The 15885-nt window shown below is 62.9% G+C and carries 17 protein-coding genes; 7 read left to right on the top strand and 10 right to left on the bottom strand.

The window, feature by feature from the left end; all coding sequences use genetic code 11:
* From F3H96_RS30545 to F3H96_RS14295, 3 genes are all read right to left on the bottom strand, one after another.
* On the bottom strand, positions 1-396 hold a 396-nt coding region (locus F3H96_RS30545), incomplete at its 3' end, for a hypothetical protein (RefSeq protein WP_188131395.1).
* 1 nt (position 397) lies between these two features.
* Positions 398-676 carry a DUF4031 domain-containing protein gene (locus F3H96_RS14290; protein ID WP_149802386.1) on the bottom strand — a complete coding sequence of 93 codons (279 nt, stop codon included), beginning with the start codon at positions 674-676 and terminating at the stop codon, positions 398-400.
* 83 nt (positions 677-759) lie between these two features.
* Positions 760-1590 carry a cell envelope integrity EipB family protein gene (locus F3H96_RS14295; RefSeq protein ID WP_149802387.1) on the bottom strand — a complete coding sequence of 277 codons (831 nt, stop codon included), beginning with the start codon at positions 1588-1590 and terminating at the stop codon, positions 760-762.
* Positions 1591-1729: 139 nt separating this feature from the next.
* On the opposite strand from F3H96_RS14295, the gene F3H96_RS14300 reads away from it, so the two are divergent.
* The 5 genes from F3H96_RS14300 (at position 1730) to F3H96_RS14320 (ending at position 6017) form a co-directional block, all read left to right on the top strand.
* On the top strand, positions 1730-2194 hold the full coding sequence (locus tag F3H96_RS14300) for a RidA family protein (RefSeq protein ID WP_149802388.1): 465 nt from the start codon (positions 1730-1732) through the stop codon (positions 2192-2194).
* Positions 2195-2205: 11 nt separating this feature from the next.
* Entirely contained in the window at positions 2206-2934 is a 729-nt protein-coding gene (locus F3H96_RS14305; protein WP_149802389.1) for a glycerophosphodiester phosphodiesterase, read from the top strand.
* Between the two features lie 55 nt (positions 2935-2989).
* A complete protein-coding gene (locus F3H96_RS14310) occupies positions 2990-4204 on the top strand; it encodes a GNAT family N-acetyltransferase (protein WP_149802390.1) in 1215 nt (404 codons plus the stop codon).
* Between the two features lie 132 nt (positions 4205-4336).
* Entirely contained in the window at positions 4337-4774 is a 438-nt protein-coding gene (locus F3H96_RS14315) for an HIT family protein (RefSeq protein ID WP_149802391.1), read from the top strand.
* Positions 4775-4874: 100 nt separating this feature from the next.
* Complete coding sequence (locus tag F3H96_RS14320; RefSeq protein WP_149802392.1) at positions 4875-6017, top strand: phosphatase PAP2 family protein; 1143 nt, start codon at positions 4875-4877, stop codon at positions 6015-6017.
* Positions 6018-6313: 296 nt separating this feature from the next.
* Here the strand turns inward: F3H96_RS14320 and clpA are convergent, their stop codons facing one another.
* The 3 genes from clpA to F3H96_RS14340 form a co-directional block, all read right to left on the bottom strand.
* Positions 6314-8779 carry an ATP-dependent Clp protease ATP-binding subunit ClpA gene (clpA, locus tag F3H96_RS14330; protein WP_149802393.1) on the bottom strand — a complete coding sequence of 822 codons (2466 nt, stop codon included), beginning with the start codon at positions 8777-8779 and terminating at the stop codon, positions 6314-6316.
* A 6-nt stretch (positions 8780-8785) separates the two neighbouring features.
* The gene (clpS, locus tag F3H96_RS14335; RefSeq protein WP_188131412.1) at positions 8786-9112 is read right to left on the bottom strand and encodes an ATP-dependent Clp protease adapter ClpS; all 327 of its coding nucleotides are present in this window, start codon (positions 9110-9112) and stop codon (positions 8786-8788) included.
* 277 nt (positions 9113-9389) lie between these two features.
* Complete coding sequence (locus F3H96_RS14340) at positions 9390-9719, bottom strand: phasin family protein (RefSeq protein WP_149802394.1); 330 nt, start codon at positions 9717-9719, stop codon at positions 9390-9392.
* A gap of 288 nt (positions 9720-10007) precedes the next feature.
* Here F3H96_RS14340 and F3H96_RS14345 point away from each other — a divergent pair, with 288 nt between their 5' ends.
* Positions 10008-11417: a D-alanyl-D-alanine carboxypeptidase gene (locus tag F3H96_RS14345; protein WP_149802395.1), complete on the top strand. Its 1410-nt coding sequence runs from the start codon at positions 10008-10010 to the stop codon at positions 11415-11417.
* A 43-nt stretch (positions 11418-11460) separates the two neighbouring features.
* Here the strand turns inward: F3H96_RS14345 and F3H96_RS14350 are convergent, their stop codons facing one another.
* The 3 genes from F3H96_RS14350 to F3H96_RS14360 all read right to left on the bottom strand — a co-directional run bounded on the left by F3H96_RS14350 (position 11461) and on the right by F3H96_RS14360 (position 14202).
* Entirely contained in the window at positions 11461-12156 is a 696-nt protein-coding gene (locus F3H96_RS14350; protein WP_149802396.1) for a molecular chaperone DnaJ, read from the bottom strand.
* A 120-nt stretch (positions 12157-12276) separates the two neighbouring features.
* Complete coding sequence (locus F3H96_RS14355; protein WP_149802397.1) at positions 12277-12714, bottom strand: DUF1489 family protein; 438 nt, start codon at positions 12712-12714, stop codon at positions 12277-12279.
* A gap of 84 nt (positions 12715-12798) precedes the next feature.
* Complete coding sequence (locus F3H96_RS14360) at positions 12799-14202, bottom strand: L-serine ammonia-lyase (RefSeq protein ID WP_149802398.1); 1404 nt, start codon at positions 14200-14202, stop codon at positions 12799-12801.
* A gap of 172 nt (positions 14203-14374) precedes the next feature.
* On the opposite strand from F3H96_RS14360, the gene F3H96_RS14365 reads away from it, so the two are divergent.
* Positions 14375-15094 carry a DUF599 domain-containing protein gene (locus tag F3H96_RS14365; RefSeq protein WP_149802399.1) on the top strand — a complete coding sequence of 240 codons (720 nt, stop codon included), beginning with the start codon at positions 14375-14377 and terminating at the stop codon, positions 15092-15094.
* Here the strand turns inward: F3H96_RS14365 and F3H96_RS14370 are convergent.
* The gene (locus F3H96_RS14370) at positions 15067-15864 is read right to left on the bottom strand and encodes a YdcF family protein (RefSeq protein ID WP_149802400.1); all 798 of its coding nucleotides are present in this window, start codon (positions 15862-15864) and stop codon (positions 15067-15069) included. The genes F3H96_RS14365 and F3H96_RS14370 overlap by 28 nt on opposite strands.
* Positions 15865-15885: the final 21 nt, after the last annotated feature.

The following is a 15885-nucleotide window of genomic DNA, read 5'->3' on the forward strand; positions in this document are numbered from 1 at the left end:
CAGGACAGCGCCTTCGTCGCCGCCGATCCGGCGGCGCTGGCCGAGATCCTGTGCCTCCAGGAAGAGCGCGTCGTCGCTCGCGACAACACAGTCGCCTTCGCGCGGCTCAGATTGCAGCTGCCGCAAAGTCCGATCCGACATCACTTCGTCAAAGCCACGGTCAAGATCAGGCAATATCCTGATGGCACGTTCGCAATCTTCCACGGGCCGCGTCGCATTGCGGCATATAGCTCCGATGGCACCCCAATCCAGAACTGCCGTCAAATCGGCAGAGCTGCGTGAACCGCTTCGACGCAAACTGAAGCGGACAAATGATGTGCTACCAAACCGGACAACTTGATTAGCTACCGACAGCGGGGCGCCGGAAAACGCTTCAGCCTGCGGCGATCCGCGCATATCAGCGTTTTATCTTCCCGTTCGGTACCCTCACCCGCCGGAAGATCGCGACGATCTCCTCGCGGCTGCATTCGATCGCGCCGAGCCGCACCGCTCGGTCGCGCTCGAAGCCGGTGATGTCATAGTGCGGCGCCGACGTCTTGGGCGGGCCTTGATAAGAGGAGAGCTTGAGGCCGAGTTCCGCTGCGAAACGATGCAGTTCGTCGGTGTCGTCGGCAAGAAGATGGCACCAGCGGTGGCCGGCCCATCTCCAGATCGCCGCATCGACATAGACCGCCATCAGCCCCTCTGCATTCCCTGATCCCGACACATGGAGTTCGGGGACCAAGCCTGCAAGCGGGGTTCGTTGCCGTCAAAGCGTTGTTATTTGGAGGCCGGGCAAGGTTTCGTCTGGTCGAACAGCGACAGGTTCACCAGCTTGCCGGTCATCGAGAAGTCGCCATAGTCCATGACCAGGTCGCGGGTGATGCCGTTTTCGTGCAGCTTGAAGCTGATGCGGTATTCCGGCACCTCCTCGCCGCTTTTGTCGGTATCGTCGAAATAGGCGATATCGACCGGCCAGTATTTGTCCGAGGCGAGCTTGGCCAGCGCCGGCGCTTCCGGATCCGTCTTGTCGGACTCCGTCTTTTTGCCGACGATGACGGTGGTGGTCATCACCTTGTTGGCGTCCTCGGAGCCGTCGAACAGATTGGTCTGGTAGAAATTCTCGCCCTTTTCGGCCTTACCGATCAGCTCGACCAGATGCTGGGTCGGGAACTGCGTTGCCGCAAGCTCGAGGCTGTTCTTCTCCGGCTTGTCGATATCGACCTTGAGGCCCTTCGGTTCCCTGGTGGCCGTGCCTTTCACCTCCTTGTCGAGGTTCTGGTCGACGAAGGACTTGGTCACGAAGGAAAAGGTCTTGCCTTCGGCGTCCTCGAACGTTGTCGTCTGCTGGTCGGTCAACCTGGTGTTGTCGTTGGTGGCGATCTGGGTGACGAAGCGGAACTTGACGGTATAACCTTCGCAGGCCGAGCCGTTGAACTCATAAACCATGCGCCCGGTTATGCCGGTAATGCCGGAACGGTCGGAAGCCTTGTTGAGCGTCAGGTCGTAGACGGCGCGGTGCGCCTGCAGCGCGGGCACCGCGAAGGCCGGCGCCATCGGGAACGCCGCCGAGAGGCAGGCGACGGCAAGAAAAAGGCGCGTTGCGCGCATGCGTTGCTCCGATCGTCGCGGCCGCAAGGCAGGCCGCAGGTAAAGATGGTCCAGCTTAAAAAAAGTCGTGGCGGAAGCGAGGCAAAAATAGCAATTTCGGCCCGGCCAACGCGGCGTCTTCCAGCAATAGGGAAAAGCAATGAGCGAAACAATCGAAAAGCGGCTAGGCGATCTTGGCGTCACCATTCCGGCTGCCGCCGCGCCCGCCGCCAACTACGTGCCCTATTGCCGCACCGGCAACACGCTGTTCACCGCCGGCCAGTTGCCGCTAAAGGACGGCAAGCTGCAGGCAACCGGGCTGCTCGGCCGCGACATTGACACCGCGGGCGGCAAGGAAGCCGCGAAATTCTGCGCCATCAACATCCTAGCGCAGGCCAGGGCCGCGCTCGGCGATCTCGAAAAGATCCGCCGGCTGGTCAAGATCACGGTCTTCGTCGCCTCGGCGCCTGATTTCGTCGAGCAGCATCTGGTCGCCAACGGCGCCTCCGACTTCCTGGTCGCCGCTCTCGGCGAACGCGGCAAGCATGCCCGCTCCGCCGTCGGCACTGCATCGCTGCCGCTCAACGCCGCGGTTGAAATCGAAGCGATCTTCGAAGTCGAGTGAGCGGGCCTGACATGACCGACCTTTCCTGGCTGATCGCCCGCCCGGTCGCGCATCGCGGCTTTCACGACATGAACAAGACGCGCTGGGAGAACACGCTGTCGGCCTTCGCCGCGGCGGCCGAGCGCGGCTATGCGATCGAATGCGATGTGCATATCTCGTCCGATGGCGTTCCCGTCATCATCCATGACGGCGAGCTCAAACGCCTGACCGGCCATGACGGATTCATCTGGCAACGCACCGCGGCCGAACTGGCGACACTCAGGATCGGCGGCACCAAAGACCATGTGCCGACGCTCAAGGAAGCGCTCGACCTGATCGACGGCCGCGTGCCGCTGGTGGTCGAGTTGAAAGGCGTCCCCGGTCATGACGCGGGGTTGGTGGCCAGCGTCGGCCGGCTGCTCGCGCGCTACAAGGGCAAGGTGGCGATCATGTCGTTCGACCACTGGCTGATCCGCGACTTCGCCAAGGATGCGCCGGGCATCCCCGGCGGGCTCACCGCCTATGGCAGGGACAATCAGTTGATCGAAGCACATTTCGCCATGCTCGCGCATGACCTCGCCTTTGTCTCCTACGCCGCCGGCGATCTGCCGAACCCGTTCGTCAGCTTCGTGCGCGAAAAGCTCAGGATGCCGGTCATCACCTGGACCGTGCATGACCAGCCGGCGGTCGACCTCACCTTCAAATATGCCGACCAGATGACCTTCGAGGGGTTCGAGCCCGACCTCGAGAAAGTCGCCTGAACGAAGTGCCTGAAACGTGACTTGTAGCGGCTCTGGCGAAGCTTAAATAAGCCCCATGGATCAGGGTGACGACGACGATGGACGGGTGGTGGGCGCGGACTATGCGGTCCGCGTCGCGACGGGCGTCGGCGCCTTCACCCGTGACGAGTGGAACGGCTTTGCAGGTACCACGCGCGGCGATAAAGAAAACGGCTACAACCCGCTCGTTTCATTCGCTTTTCTGAGCGCCCTAGAGGATTCCGGCTGCGCCGTGCGGCGCACCGGCTGGCAGGGCCATCATCTGCGGCTGGAAACCGCGCAAGGCAGGCTTCTCGGCGCCGTCCCCTGCTACCTCAAATCGCACAGCCAGGGCGAGTATGTCTTCGACCATGGCTGGTCGGATGCCTTCGAGCGCGCCGGCGGCCGCTACTACCCCAAACTGCAATGTTCGGTGCCGTTTACTCCAGTCACCGGCCCGCGCCTGCTGGTCAGCAAAGGTGAGAATGAAGGTGCCGTGAAGGCCGGCCTGGCGGAAGGCCTGAAACTCGTGACCGACAGGCTCGGCGTCTCTTCCGCGCACGTCACCTTCGCCAACGAGCCCGATGTCGCGACGCTTGAAGCGGCGGGCTTCCTGCATCGCACCGACCAGCAGTTCCATTTCTTCAACGAAGGCTTTTCGAACTATGACGATTTTCTCGCCACGCTTGCCTCGCGCAAGCGCAAGGCGATGAAGAAGGAGCGCCGCGAAGCGCTGGCCGACGGCATCAGCATCGACTGGCTGACCGGCAAGGACATCACCGAACGCGCCTGGGACGATTTCTACGCCTTCTACATGGACACCGGCGGCCGCAAATGGGGCCGGCCCTACCTCAATCGGCAGTTCTTCTCGCTGATCGGCGAGCGCATGGCCGACGATATCCTTTTGGTGATGGCCAAGCGTAACGGCCGCCACATTGCCGGCGCCATCAACTTCATTGGCTCCGACGCGCTCTATGGGCGCAATTGGGGCTGCATCGAGGACCACCCTTTCCTGCATTTCGAGGTTTGCTACCATCAGGCGATCGACTTCGCCATCGAACGCAAGCTGAAGGTGGTGGAGGCCGGCGCGCAAGGCGAGCACAAGCTGGCGCGCGGTTATCAGCCGGTGACCATGCATTCGGCGCACTACATTTCGCACCCAGGCTTGCGCAATGCCGTTGCCGACTATCTCCGGCGCGAGCGGCGCGAGGTCGAGCGTATGGGCGAATATCTCCAAGAGCACACCCCGTTCCGCAAGGATCTCGAAGACTAGCTAGCCGCCGACCGGCACTCCCTCCCGGCACGCCGCTTGGAACCGGAACGATCGACTTCCTATCTTGCCTTGCCCGTCGGCGGGGAGCCGGCTACACGGGATGGGCAACCACAACGATCCGGAGTGCCCGCCATGGTCGAAGCCGCCTATGATCCCGGCAACATCTTCGCGAAAATCCTGCGCGGCGAGATCCCGTCGTATCGTGTGTATGAGGATGACGCCGTCGTCGCCTTCATGGACGTCATGCCGCAGGGAACCGGCCATACGCTGGTGGTGCCGAAGGCGCCGTCACGCAATATTCTCGATGCCGATCCGGCAACGTTCGAGCCGCTGTTCGCGGTCGTGCAGAAGGTGGCTGTGGCGGTAAAGAAAGCCTTCGATGCTGACGGCGTCACCCTCATGCAGTTCAACGAGCCGGCTTCGGGGCAGACCGTTTTTCACCTGCATGTCCACGTCATCCCGCGCTTCGAGGGCGTGCCGCTAAAGCCGCACAGCGGACAGATGGAGAAGCCTGAAGTGCTGGCGCAAAACGCGGACAAGATCCGCGCCACCCTCTCGATGAAGTTTTAAGGCTTTGTAAACTGCGGAACCGTCTCCGCATCTTTGCGGCCTATTTTTTAATAGCTTTGTAAGTCCTCGCGGGGCATTTTCCTGCCGCGAGGGCATGGGGATGCAAAATACTTTCGGGTCGCTAGACACGCACACTGGCACTGATTTCGGCGGCAGTTTGTCGGGACTTCTTGTCGAATCATTTTTTCGGCACCGGACCATTCATGCCGTTGCGCTATTTACCCTCGGATTGGCCTTTGTGGTTGGCACCCGGGTCAGAAATCTGCCGGATTTCGCATTGCTCGGCGAATACGGCTTCTACTTGGGGGCGTATTTCTGGATCGCGGGATGTGCATACGCAACCTACCGGCTGCTCTGGTTGGCATTTGTCGAGCGCGCCACATCCCCGCTCCGCCTTCTTCTGGGTTCGCTGTACCAGTTGCTTGCCGATCGAAGGCGCATTGCCAATGGCTTGAACGGCCTTGCCGCGATCATGGCATTTGCATCTGGCTTTGCAGTGTTGAAAGGAGCGATCGCGGTGCTGGCGCCCTTCTCGTGGGACCAGACCCTCGCGCAATCATCCGTCGAGTTGCATTTCGGTCGCGCTGCCTTTCAATGGCTTTGGTGGATCGTTGAAAGTCCGCTGGCCATCTATCTTCTCAATCTCTGTTACAATCTTTGGTTTGCGGTGCTGCTCGCCCTGGTTTTTTCAAGCATCGCCGCGGCTCGCGATTCCCTATTGCGCCATCAGTTTCTACTCAGCTTTATGCTGGTCTGGCTGATCGGCGGCTTCGTGATTGCTTTGGCGTTCTCGTCCGCGGGCCCCTGCTATTATGGGAGGCTCGGCCTCGGTGACCTCTTCCAACCGTTGATGGACGCACTTCAGTCGGCAAATCGCCAATATCCGATCTGGGCCCTGTCCGTGCAGGAGAGCTTGTGGAGCGGCCAAATGGGCTCGACCTCGGGCCGCATGGGGATATCTGCATTTCCTTCCATTCACGTCGCGTCGTCCGTCCTGTTTGCCCTCTACGTGACAAGGCTGTCCACTAGCCTCGGCATCGTAATGTGGGCGTTCGCAGCGATCATCATGGTAGGCTCCGTGCTGCTTGGCTGGCACTACGCTCTGGACGGCTATGCCGGCGCGCTGATCTCGATCACCATCTGGAAAATCACAGGCGCGGTCCTGTCTCGGACGACGGATGCGTGGTTTCTCGCGGGCGCGGGCTCCTTGCCGTGCACGCAAGCATCCTTGCCTGTCCGATAGGAAATCTCGCTCCGGCCTCACCTGCGGCACGCGTCCGAACGCGCCCTCCCTGGGGAAGTCGCTCTCATCGCCGCGCACTGCTCCGGGCTGGGGAGCGACGTGTCGACTTCCAGATCGTAAACGTCCGGCCGAAGCAATGCCATGGCACACACCTGCAAAGGCACGGGATCGCCAGGGAGCCGGTGACGTAACCCCTACCCGCCTCGGCACGCCGTTGAGGATGATGGCCTGGCATGGCCACCCATTGTTCATATGAAAAAAGCCCCGTTTCCGGGGCTTTTTCGAGTAAGTGCCGATCAGCCCTTGCGCGGCAGTTGCGGCACCAAGCTGCGCTTGCCGCCGTCCTTGCCCTTCGGCTCAGGCTTCCGCACCACGGCCTTCTTTGCGACGGGCTTCTTCGCCACCGCCTTGCGCTGCTTCGGCGCGTCTTCCGGCTCTTCCTTCTTCGGCTGCACGGGCGACTCGTCGGCGAGCGATTCGAGCTTCAGGCCGGACTCGCCGGTTTCCTTCTTCTCGACGGTCACGCGCACCGTGCCGCCCTTCTTGAGCTTGCCGAACAGCACCTCGTCCGCCAGCGGCTTCTTGATGTGCTCCTGGATGACGCGGCCGAGCGGACGCGCGCCCATGCGCTCGTCATAGCCCTTGTCGGCCAGCCAGGCGATCGCGTCCGGCGACAGGTCGAAGGTGACGCCACGCTCGGAAAGCTGGGCTTCGAGCTGCATGACGAACTTCTGCACCACTTGATGGATGACCGGAACCGGCAGCGAGCCGAACGGGATGATGGCGTCCAGACGGTTGCGGAACTCCGGCGTGAACAGCCGGTTGATCGCCTCGACGTCGTCGCCTTCGCGCTTGGTCGAGCCGAAACCGATCGCCGCGCGCTGCGCATCCGACGCACCCGCATTGGTCGTCATGATCAGGATCACATTGCGGAAGTCGATCTGCTTGCCGTTGTGGTCGGTCAGCTTGCCGTGGTCCATCACCTGCAGCAGAATGTTGAACAGGTCCGGATGCGCCTTCTCGACCTCGTCGAGCAGGAGCACGCAATGCGGATGCTGGTCGACGCCGTCGGTGAGCAGGCCGCCCTGGTCGAAGCCGACATAGCCGGGAGGCGCGCCGATCAGCCGCGAGACGGTGTGGCGCTCCATGTATTCCGACATGTCGAAGCGGATCAGCTCGACGCCGAGCGAGGCGGCAAGCTGCTTGGCGACTTCCGTCTTGCCGACGCCGGTCGGGCCCGAGAACAGGTAGGAGCCGATCGGCTTCTCCGGCTCGCGCAGGCCGGCGCGCGCCAGCTTGATCGCCGAGGTCAGCGCCGTGATAGCGGTGTCCTGGCCGTAGACGACGCGCTTGAGCTCGACATCGAGCCCCTGCAGCACCTTCTCGTCGTCGGCAGAAACCGTCTTCGGCGGGATGCGCGCCATGGTGGCGATCGTCGCCTCGATCTCCTTGATGCCGATCGTCTTCTTGCGCTTGGCCTCCGGCACCAGCATCTGCGAAGCGCCCGTCTCGTCGATCACGTCGATCGCCTTGTCGGGGAGCTTGCGGTCGTTGATGTAGCGTGCCGAGAGCTCGACCGAGGCCTTGATGGCTTCGCTCGTGTAGCGGACTTTGTGGAATTCCTCGAAATAGGGCTTCAGGCCCTTCATGATCTCGATGGCGTCCTCGATGGTCGGTTCGTTGACGTCGATCTTCTGGAAGCGCCGCACCAGGGCGCGGTCCTTCTCGAAGAACTGGCGGAATTCCTTGTAGGTGGTCGAGCCGATGCAGCGGATGGCGCCCGACGACAGCGCCGGCTTCAACAGGTTCGACGCGTCCATGGCGCCGCCCGAAGTGGCGCCCGCCCCGATCACGGTGTGGATCTCGTCGATGAACAGCACCGCACCCGGATAGTCCTCGAGTTCCTTGACGACCTGCTTCAGCCGCTCCTCGAAGTCGCCGCGATAGCGGGTGCCGGCCAGCAGCGTGCCCATGTCGAGCGCGAAGATGGTGGCGTCCTGCAGCACTTCCGGCACATCACCCTCGACGATGCGCTTGGCCAGCCCCTCGGCGATCGCCGTCTTGCCGACGCCAGGGTCGCCGACATAGAGCGGATTGTTCTTGGAACGGCGGCACAGCACCTGGATGGTGCGGTTGATCTCGCTGTCGCGGCCGATCAGCGGGTCGATCTTGCCGGCCCGCGCCTTGTTGTTGAGGTTGACGCAATAGGCCGTCAGCGCGTCCTGCTGCTTCTTCTTGCCACCCTCTTCCTGCGGCTCGGCGCCGTTCTGGGCGCCCTGCTCGTCCTCGGCCCCGCGCGGCGTGCGCGACTCCGAAGCGCCGGGCCGCTTGGCGATGCCATGCGAGATGTAGTTGACCGCGTCGTAGCGGGTCATCTGCTGTTCCTGCAGGAAATAGGCGGCATGGCTCTCGCGCTCAGCGAAGATGGCGACCAGCACGTTGGCGCCCGATACTTCCTCGCGGCCGGACGACTGCACATGGATCACGGCGCGCTGGATGACACGCTGGAAGCCGGCCGTGGGCTTCGAATCCTCGTCGTAACCAGTGACGAGGTTGTCGAGCTCGGTGTCGATATAGGTGAGAACCGTGTGCTTGAGCTCGTCGAGATCGACGTTGCAGGCACGCATGACGGCGGCGGCCTCGGTGTCGTCGATCAGGGCGAGCAGCAGGTGTTCGAGCGTCGCATACTCATGATGCCGCTCATTGGCGAATGTCAGCGCCTGATGTAGCGCCTTTTCCAGGCCTTGGGAGAAAGCCGGCATGTTACCTCACTTCTTCTCCATCACGCATTGCAGCGGATGCTGATTCTGTCGGGCGAAATCCATGACCTGGGACACTTTGGTCTCGGCCACCTCGAATGTGTAGACCCCGCACTCGCCCACTCCATGATTGTGAACATGAAGCATGATGCGTGTGGCGGCTTCGCGGTCCTTTTGGAAAAAACGCTCCAGGACGTGAACGACGAACTCCATGGGGGTGTAGTCGTCGTTCAGAATGAGGACCCGGTAGAGGCTGGGCTTCTTGGTCTTGGTTTTGGTGCGCGTGATGACGGCAGTGCCGCGACCGGGATCGTTGCGGTTGCCGTCACTTTGCATTCGCACCGCGCCTGCCGCGGCAGTCAAACCGATCGTCACGTAGTCCAGCCTTTTCGATTCCTCATGCGAGTTCAACATGTAGGTTCTCGATGAACGATTTTAAGCCCTTCTGTTTAGCTGACAATATGGCTAGGTGGGCAAACCTCAGCGAAATTCTCAATCGTGAATGCGGTAATTCGCATCGGGTTGCGATCGGGCATGAAAAAACCCGGCCGCGTTTCCGCGACCGGGTCCTTTCCACAGGCCGGCTGGCCGTGTCGGCTTTGATCGGACGAAATTACTTCGCCTTGGCAACCACCGATTCGAACGGCTTGTAAGCTTCCTTGGCGAGCTCGGCATAAAGATTGCCGATCTTGCTGGCCTCGGCCACGAAGCTCTCGTAGCTCTGCTTGGCGTAATCGGTCTGAATCTCGACGGCCTTCTCGATCGACTTGGCCGCGAACAGCTTCTCGACGACGGCGCTGCCTGCCTCGAAGCTCTTCTTGGTGTATTCGCCGGCTTCGGTAGCGATCGCCTGCGCGCCCTTGGTGAGCGAGGCAAGGCTCTTCAGCCCGGTGTCGGCAAATTCCTTGCCGTATTTCGTCAGGTCCTCATAGGTCTGGGTCATTTCATACTTCCCTTTGGTTGAAACGCCCTTTTTGCCCCGGGCGCCCTTGTGCAATGCACCTCAATATATTGTGCAACGCACAAAAGTCAAGAATCCCTTGGCCTGCCGGGGCTTCAGCGCCGGCGGCCGGTAAAATTCGATTAAAGAGAAGCTCGATTTGCCGAAAAATGGTGAACGCGGCGGTTACCATAAACGGATTGGTAACGCTGAGCGCGATAGCTTGGCCGGAAGCGAGGCAGGCACTCCCTTAGCCGCCTCCGGGGCAACGAAAATTCAAGGTAAGTAACGGTGCGTCAGGCGTTGTCGGGCTTCGTCTCCAAATCTCTTTCGCTCAAGGCAGTCATGATCGCCGCGCTCGCGGTGACGGTTGTCGTCGCCGACGTGGCCTCGGCGATGGCCGCGAGATCCTCAGCCATCGTCGTCGACGCCAAGACCGGCAAGGTGCTTTACTCGGCCGACGCCAATGGCCGGCGCTATCCGGCTTCGCTCACCAAGATGATGACGCTCTACCTCACCTTCGAGGCGTTGGCGAAGGGCAGGATCAGCAAGAACACCCCGGTTCCGTTTTCGGCCCGTGCCGCATCCGAACCCCCGACCAAGCTCGGCGTGCGCGCCGGCGGCTCGGTTCCGGTCGAGACCGCGATCCTGTCGATGGTGACGAAGTCGGCCAACGACTCGGCCACCGCGCTTGGCGAGCTGCTCGGCGGCAGCGAGGACAATTTCGCCCGCATGATGACGGCAAAGGCGCGCCAGCTCGGCATGAACGGCACCGTTTTCCGCAACGCCAACGGCCTGCCCGACCCCGGCCAGTTCACCACGGCTCACGACATGGCGATGCTGGGCATCGCGCTACGCGAGCACTACCCGCAATATTACGGCTATTTCTCGCAGCGCTCATTCCTGTATGGCCGCCAGCGCATCAACGGCCACAACCGGCTGCTTGGCCGCGTCAAGGGCGTCGACGGCATCAAGACCGGCTACACGCGAGCCTCGGGCTACAATCTCGTCTCCTCCGTTGCCGATGGCGACCGCCGCCTGGTCGCGGTGGTGATGGGCGGCGCTTCCGGCCGCAGCCGCGACAACCAGATGGCCGCGCTGATCAACACCTATCTGCCGCGCGCCTCGACGCGCGGCGGCGGCGATCTCATTGCCAAGGGCGGCGACAATCCGATCAGGACGTTGGCCAAGGTCCTGCTGCCGAAGCATGACGCCCCGACGCCGGACGAAAAGCCGGCTGCGGACGACACCGTCGTGGCCTCGACCGACGACAGCGCGCCTGCCGCCGAAGAAACGAAGCCGGTGATCAAGGTCAATAAGGTGAAGACGGTCGCCGTGGCCGCCATGGCGCCGGCTCCCAAATCCCAGGAGACCTCGTCCCAGGTCGTCACTGCCTATGCCGAGCCTGCTCCCGCGGCGCCGGCGATCGATCCGGTCAAGACGTCGTCGGTGCCGTCCGGCTGGGTGGTTCAGGTTGCCTCTTCGCCGACGAAAACAGGCGCCCAGGCGCTGCTCGAAAAGACGAGCAAGCAGGCGCCCAGGGTTCTGGCGGACGCATCGGGCTTTACCGTCGCCTTCGACAAGGACGGCGTCACCTACTACCGCGCCCGCTTCGGCGGTTTCGGCTCGAAGGACGCCGCCTGGAAGGCCTGCGATGCCCTGAAGCGCAAGAAAATCTCGTGCTACGCCGTCGAGCAATAGGCGGCTGTTGGAATCTCCCGGAAGGTACCGGCGTCGAAGGAGACTAATCGTGATTGGAGAGCAAGACGTCCTTGGCTTCATTGATCCGCGCCGCCAGGACAGACGTGCCGCCGACATCGGCGTTCAGGCGCTGCATCAGGCGGCGGTGCGCCTTGCGGATGTCCGCCGCGGCGGCCCCCGCTTCAAGACCAAGGATCTTGTAGGCCTCCTCCTTAGTCATGGCGCCCGCACCTGGCGCAACACCCAGCCTTTCGCCACCGTGCGGCTGCGCGTCCTTGCGCCAGACGGGAAAACGGCCGTCAAGATACGTCTCTAAAAGCTGGCAGCTCTCCAGGTCGGGGCTGAGCTCGCCATAAAGCTGGCGCAGCTCCGCCAGCCCCATGGCGCCCAGCATTTTGCCTTCGTAGCGTCCGGCCAAAACAAGCCCCTCGAGCTTGCCGGTGTCATGATCGAGGTCCATTTCAAGCGCGGCGGTGCGCACCGTCGAACGTTTGGGCGCGGCGCGTGCCGCTGGCCGCCTCGTGCGTATCCAGCCGACCCAGGCCAGCGCCGCGAGCAAAAGCAGTCCGCCGACAAGGCTTCGACCGAAGATCAGCATCGGCGCGCCGAGCAGCCCCAGAAAGGCCGGGCCGAGGGATCTCAGACCATCGGCCATTCTTGCCGGATCCGCGCGCACAAAGAGCATCGCGGCGCCGAAAAGCACGACAAGCACCGCTGCCAAAGCCAAGATTACGCCCATCGACTAGCACTGCCATAGGGATGACTGAGCATAGAAATAGGATGGGACCTAGGTCCAGCGCTTGCAAGCCCCACATGCGACGATCCGAAGGGCCAGCGCCGCGGTTAAGACGCGAAACCGCTACAGGAGACCGAGTTCGGCGAGTTCCAGCCTGAGCTTCGGGGGCATCTCGGCGAGTGCCGCCCTGCCCTTGCCGAGATCAGCCGGCGCGTCGGCGGGCTTCAGATAACGCCAGCCCTGGAAGGCGCGGCGCGGCTGCCAGTCGGTGCGCACGACATTCGGATCGAGCACGAGATGGCAGCGGCCGATACCCTCGCCGTCGACGAAGGGGCGGATCTCGGTGATCAACTGCCGGCACTGGACGCTGCCCTTGATCACCCAATAGAGCGAGCCGCCATCGGTGATCTCGTCGCCGCGCGACGGCACCATGCGTGTGGTGTGCCAGTGCTCGGCCGGCTCGCCGGCGCGACGCCGCTCATCGAGGCGGAAGGCAATCCACTCTTCCAAGTCCTCGACGCTGTCGCAGCCGACGCACAGTTTGATGAGATTAAGAGACATGCCCCAAGATTTAGCCGTGGAGGCCGAGCCGTCAACGGCTCGGGCGACTTCTCCACAGGGCCAGTCTCGCGTGAAGGTGAGGCCTCAGCACTCGACCACGTTCACCGCCAGCCCGCCGAGGCTGGTTTCCTTGTACTTCTCGTTCATGTCGAGGCCGGTCTGGCGCATGGTCTCGATCGCGGCGTCGAGCGGCACGAAATGCGTGCCGTCGCCCTTGATGGCGAGCGAGGCGGCCGTCACCGCCTTCACAGCACCTAGCGCATTGCGCTCGATGCACGGCACCTGCACCAGGCCGCCGACAGGATCGCAGGTCATGCCGAGATGATGCTCGAGCGCGATCTCGGCGGCGTTCTCCACCTGCTCGGGCGTGCCGCCCATGACGGCGCACAAGCCAGCGGCGGCCATCGCCGAGGCGGAGCCAACTTCGCCCTGGCAGCCGACCTCGGCGCCCGAAATCGAGGCGTTGCTCTTGATGATGCCGCCGACGGCGGCGGCGGTCAGCAAGAAGTCGCGGATGCTCGGCTGGTCGGCCTCGGGATGGAAATGCAGCCAGTAGCGCAGCACCGCCGGCAGCGTGCCGGCCGCACCGTTGGTCGGCGCCGTCACGACACGGCCGCCGGCGGCGTTCTCCTCGTTGACCGCCATGGCATAGATCGACAGCCAGTCATTGGCGAGCAATGGATTGGGGCGGTTCTGCTGCCACTGTTCCTGCAGCTTGTCGTGCAATTGCCGCGCACGGCGGCGCACCTTCAGCCCACCCGGCATGATGCCGTCCTGCGACAGGCCGCGGTCGATGCAGCCTTTCATCGCGCCCCAGATCGCGTCGAGGCCCGCATCGAGCTCCTCACGCGGCATGTGCATTTCCTCGTTGGCGCGCTTCATCTCGGCGATCGAGAGCCCGCTCTTTTGCGCCATCGCCAGCATCTCGACGGCGTTCTTGAACGGATACGGCACCTTCTTGCCCTCGGTCGTCGCCGAGCCCTTGGCCTTCATGCGCTGCAACTCTTCCTCGGAAACAACGAAGCCGCCGCCGATCGAATAGTAGACGCGCTTGAGCAGCAGCCGGTCGGATGCGTCATAGGCATAGAAGGCCATGCCGTTGGCGTGGCCGGTCAGCGGCGTCTTGCGGTCGAGCACGAGGTCTTTGGCGGGATCGAAGCGGTATGTCGGATGCCCAGGCGGCGAAATACGCTTCTCCACGCCGATATTGGCGACGATGCCGTCGGCCTCGTCCGGATCGACCGTCTGCGGCGTCTGGCCCGCCAGTCCAAGGACCACGGCGCGATCGGAGCCATGGCCGATACCGGTATAGGCGAGAGAGCCGTGCAGGCTGGCGCCGATGCGATCGACATTGACGCCGGCGGGGCGTGGCCAGTCGCCGGCGAGTACCTCGTCGAGGAAGCGGCGCGCGGCCGTCATCGGCCCCATCGTGTGCGAGCTCGATGGGCCGATGCCGATCTTGAACAGGTCGAAAACCGAAAGGAACACGGAGCCGTTGTCTCCTGAGGGCCGCTCAAAACTTACATATAGGAATTCCAGCGATGTTTCCGCTGTTTTGCATGTCGCGGCGCGGCGGCTGCCGACCTTGTCTGCTCCGCCAGCGACATCGTGCTGCTGCTCCCCGTCGAAGTGCCGGCACCGCTTGTGTTACAAGCAATGCATGGGCGATTCACTTCATCTTGCAGCGGCAGATCTGGCCGCACTGGCTTTCTTCCTGGTCGTCTGGGTGCTGCATACACTCGCCTCCGACGGCAAGCTGGTCGGCCGCATCTCCCTGACGACCGCGATGAACGCCCAGCGCGAGGCCTGGATGCGCAACATGGCCGAGCGCGAAATCCGCATCGTCGACACAGCCATCATGGGCGGACTGCAGCAAGGCACCGCCTTCTTTGCGTCCTCTTCCCTGATCGCGCTCGGCGGGTGTTTTGCGCTGCTCGGCGCGTCCGACCGCGTGCAGCAGGTTCTGGCCGACCTGCCCTTCGGCGCGGCGGTGTCGCGCGAAGCCTTCCAGACCAAGGTGTTCGGTCTGGTGCTGATCCTGGCCTTCGCCTTCTTCAAGTTCGGCTGGGCCTATCGGTTGTTCAACTATTGCTCGATCCTGATCGGCGCGGTGCCGACCCCGCATGGCGCGGCCTCCCGCAATCCGGTCAGCGAAATCGCGGTGTGGCGGGCGACGCGGATGAACGTGCTTGCCGGCAAGCACTTCAACTCCGGCCTGCGCGCCGTCTTCTTTTCGATCGGTTATCTCGGCTGGTTCGTCGACCCGATCGTGTTCGTGATGTCGACGCTGGTGCTGTTGGCGGTGCTGGTGCGCCGCCAGTTCTTCTCGGCCGCCCGGCAGGCGGTGATCGGTCAGCCGCCCGGTCCGGGAAAGAACTGATCGATCTTGCCGGACAGCCGGTAAGCGAAAAGCCCGATCCATTCGCGGACCGCAATGGTGGTTGCCTGAACCGAGTCGACCGGATTGTCGCGGAAGAAGCCGACGCCTTCCCTGCCCGAAGTGCGATAATCGACCGGCCACGGAATGGTCGGAAAACCCGCCTTGTCGAACAATGCCTTGGCGCGCGGCATGTGGAACGCGGAGGTGACCAGCAGCCAGGTCTCGCCCGGTTTCGGCTCGACAAGCTGTCGCGAGAAGACCGCATTCTCGTAGGTGTTGCGGGATTTGTCCTCGAGGATCAGGCGGTCGGCGGAAACGCCAAGCGCACCAAGCAGGCGCGGCGCGCTATCGGCATCGCCTTCGCCGTCGAGGAAGAACGAGCCTCTGCCGCCTGAGACGATCACTTTCGCTTGCGGGAAGCGCCTGGCGAGAATTGCCGTCTCAACCATGCGGTCGCCGCTGGCGTTCAACTCATAGCCGCCGCGCGCGCGATTGATGACGCCCTCGAGGCCACCGCCGAGCACGACGATGCCGTCGACCTTTTCGGGCAATGGCGGCTTTGGAAAACGCTCTTCGAGCGGGTTCAGCATCATCGCGCCGATCGACGTCCAGGCTGAAAGAACCAGGATCGCGAAACCGAGCACGCTGCCGCTCGCAGCCAGCCGCCGGCGGCCGAACAGCGCCGCCAGCAGACCGGCGAGCAGCAGGAAAATCGCCAGATTGACTGGTTGGACGAAGAACCAGAAGATCTTGGAAAGGAGGTAGAACATCCCTCACCCCTTCTCAGATGA

The sequence above is a fragment of the Mesorhizobium sp. NFR06 genome, assembly GCF_900115245.1.
Taxonomy (GTDB): domain Bacteria; phylum Pseudomonadota; class Alphaproteobacteria; order Rhizobiales; family Rhizobiaceae; genus Mesorhizobium.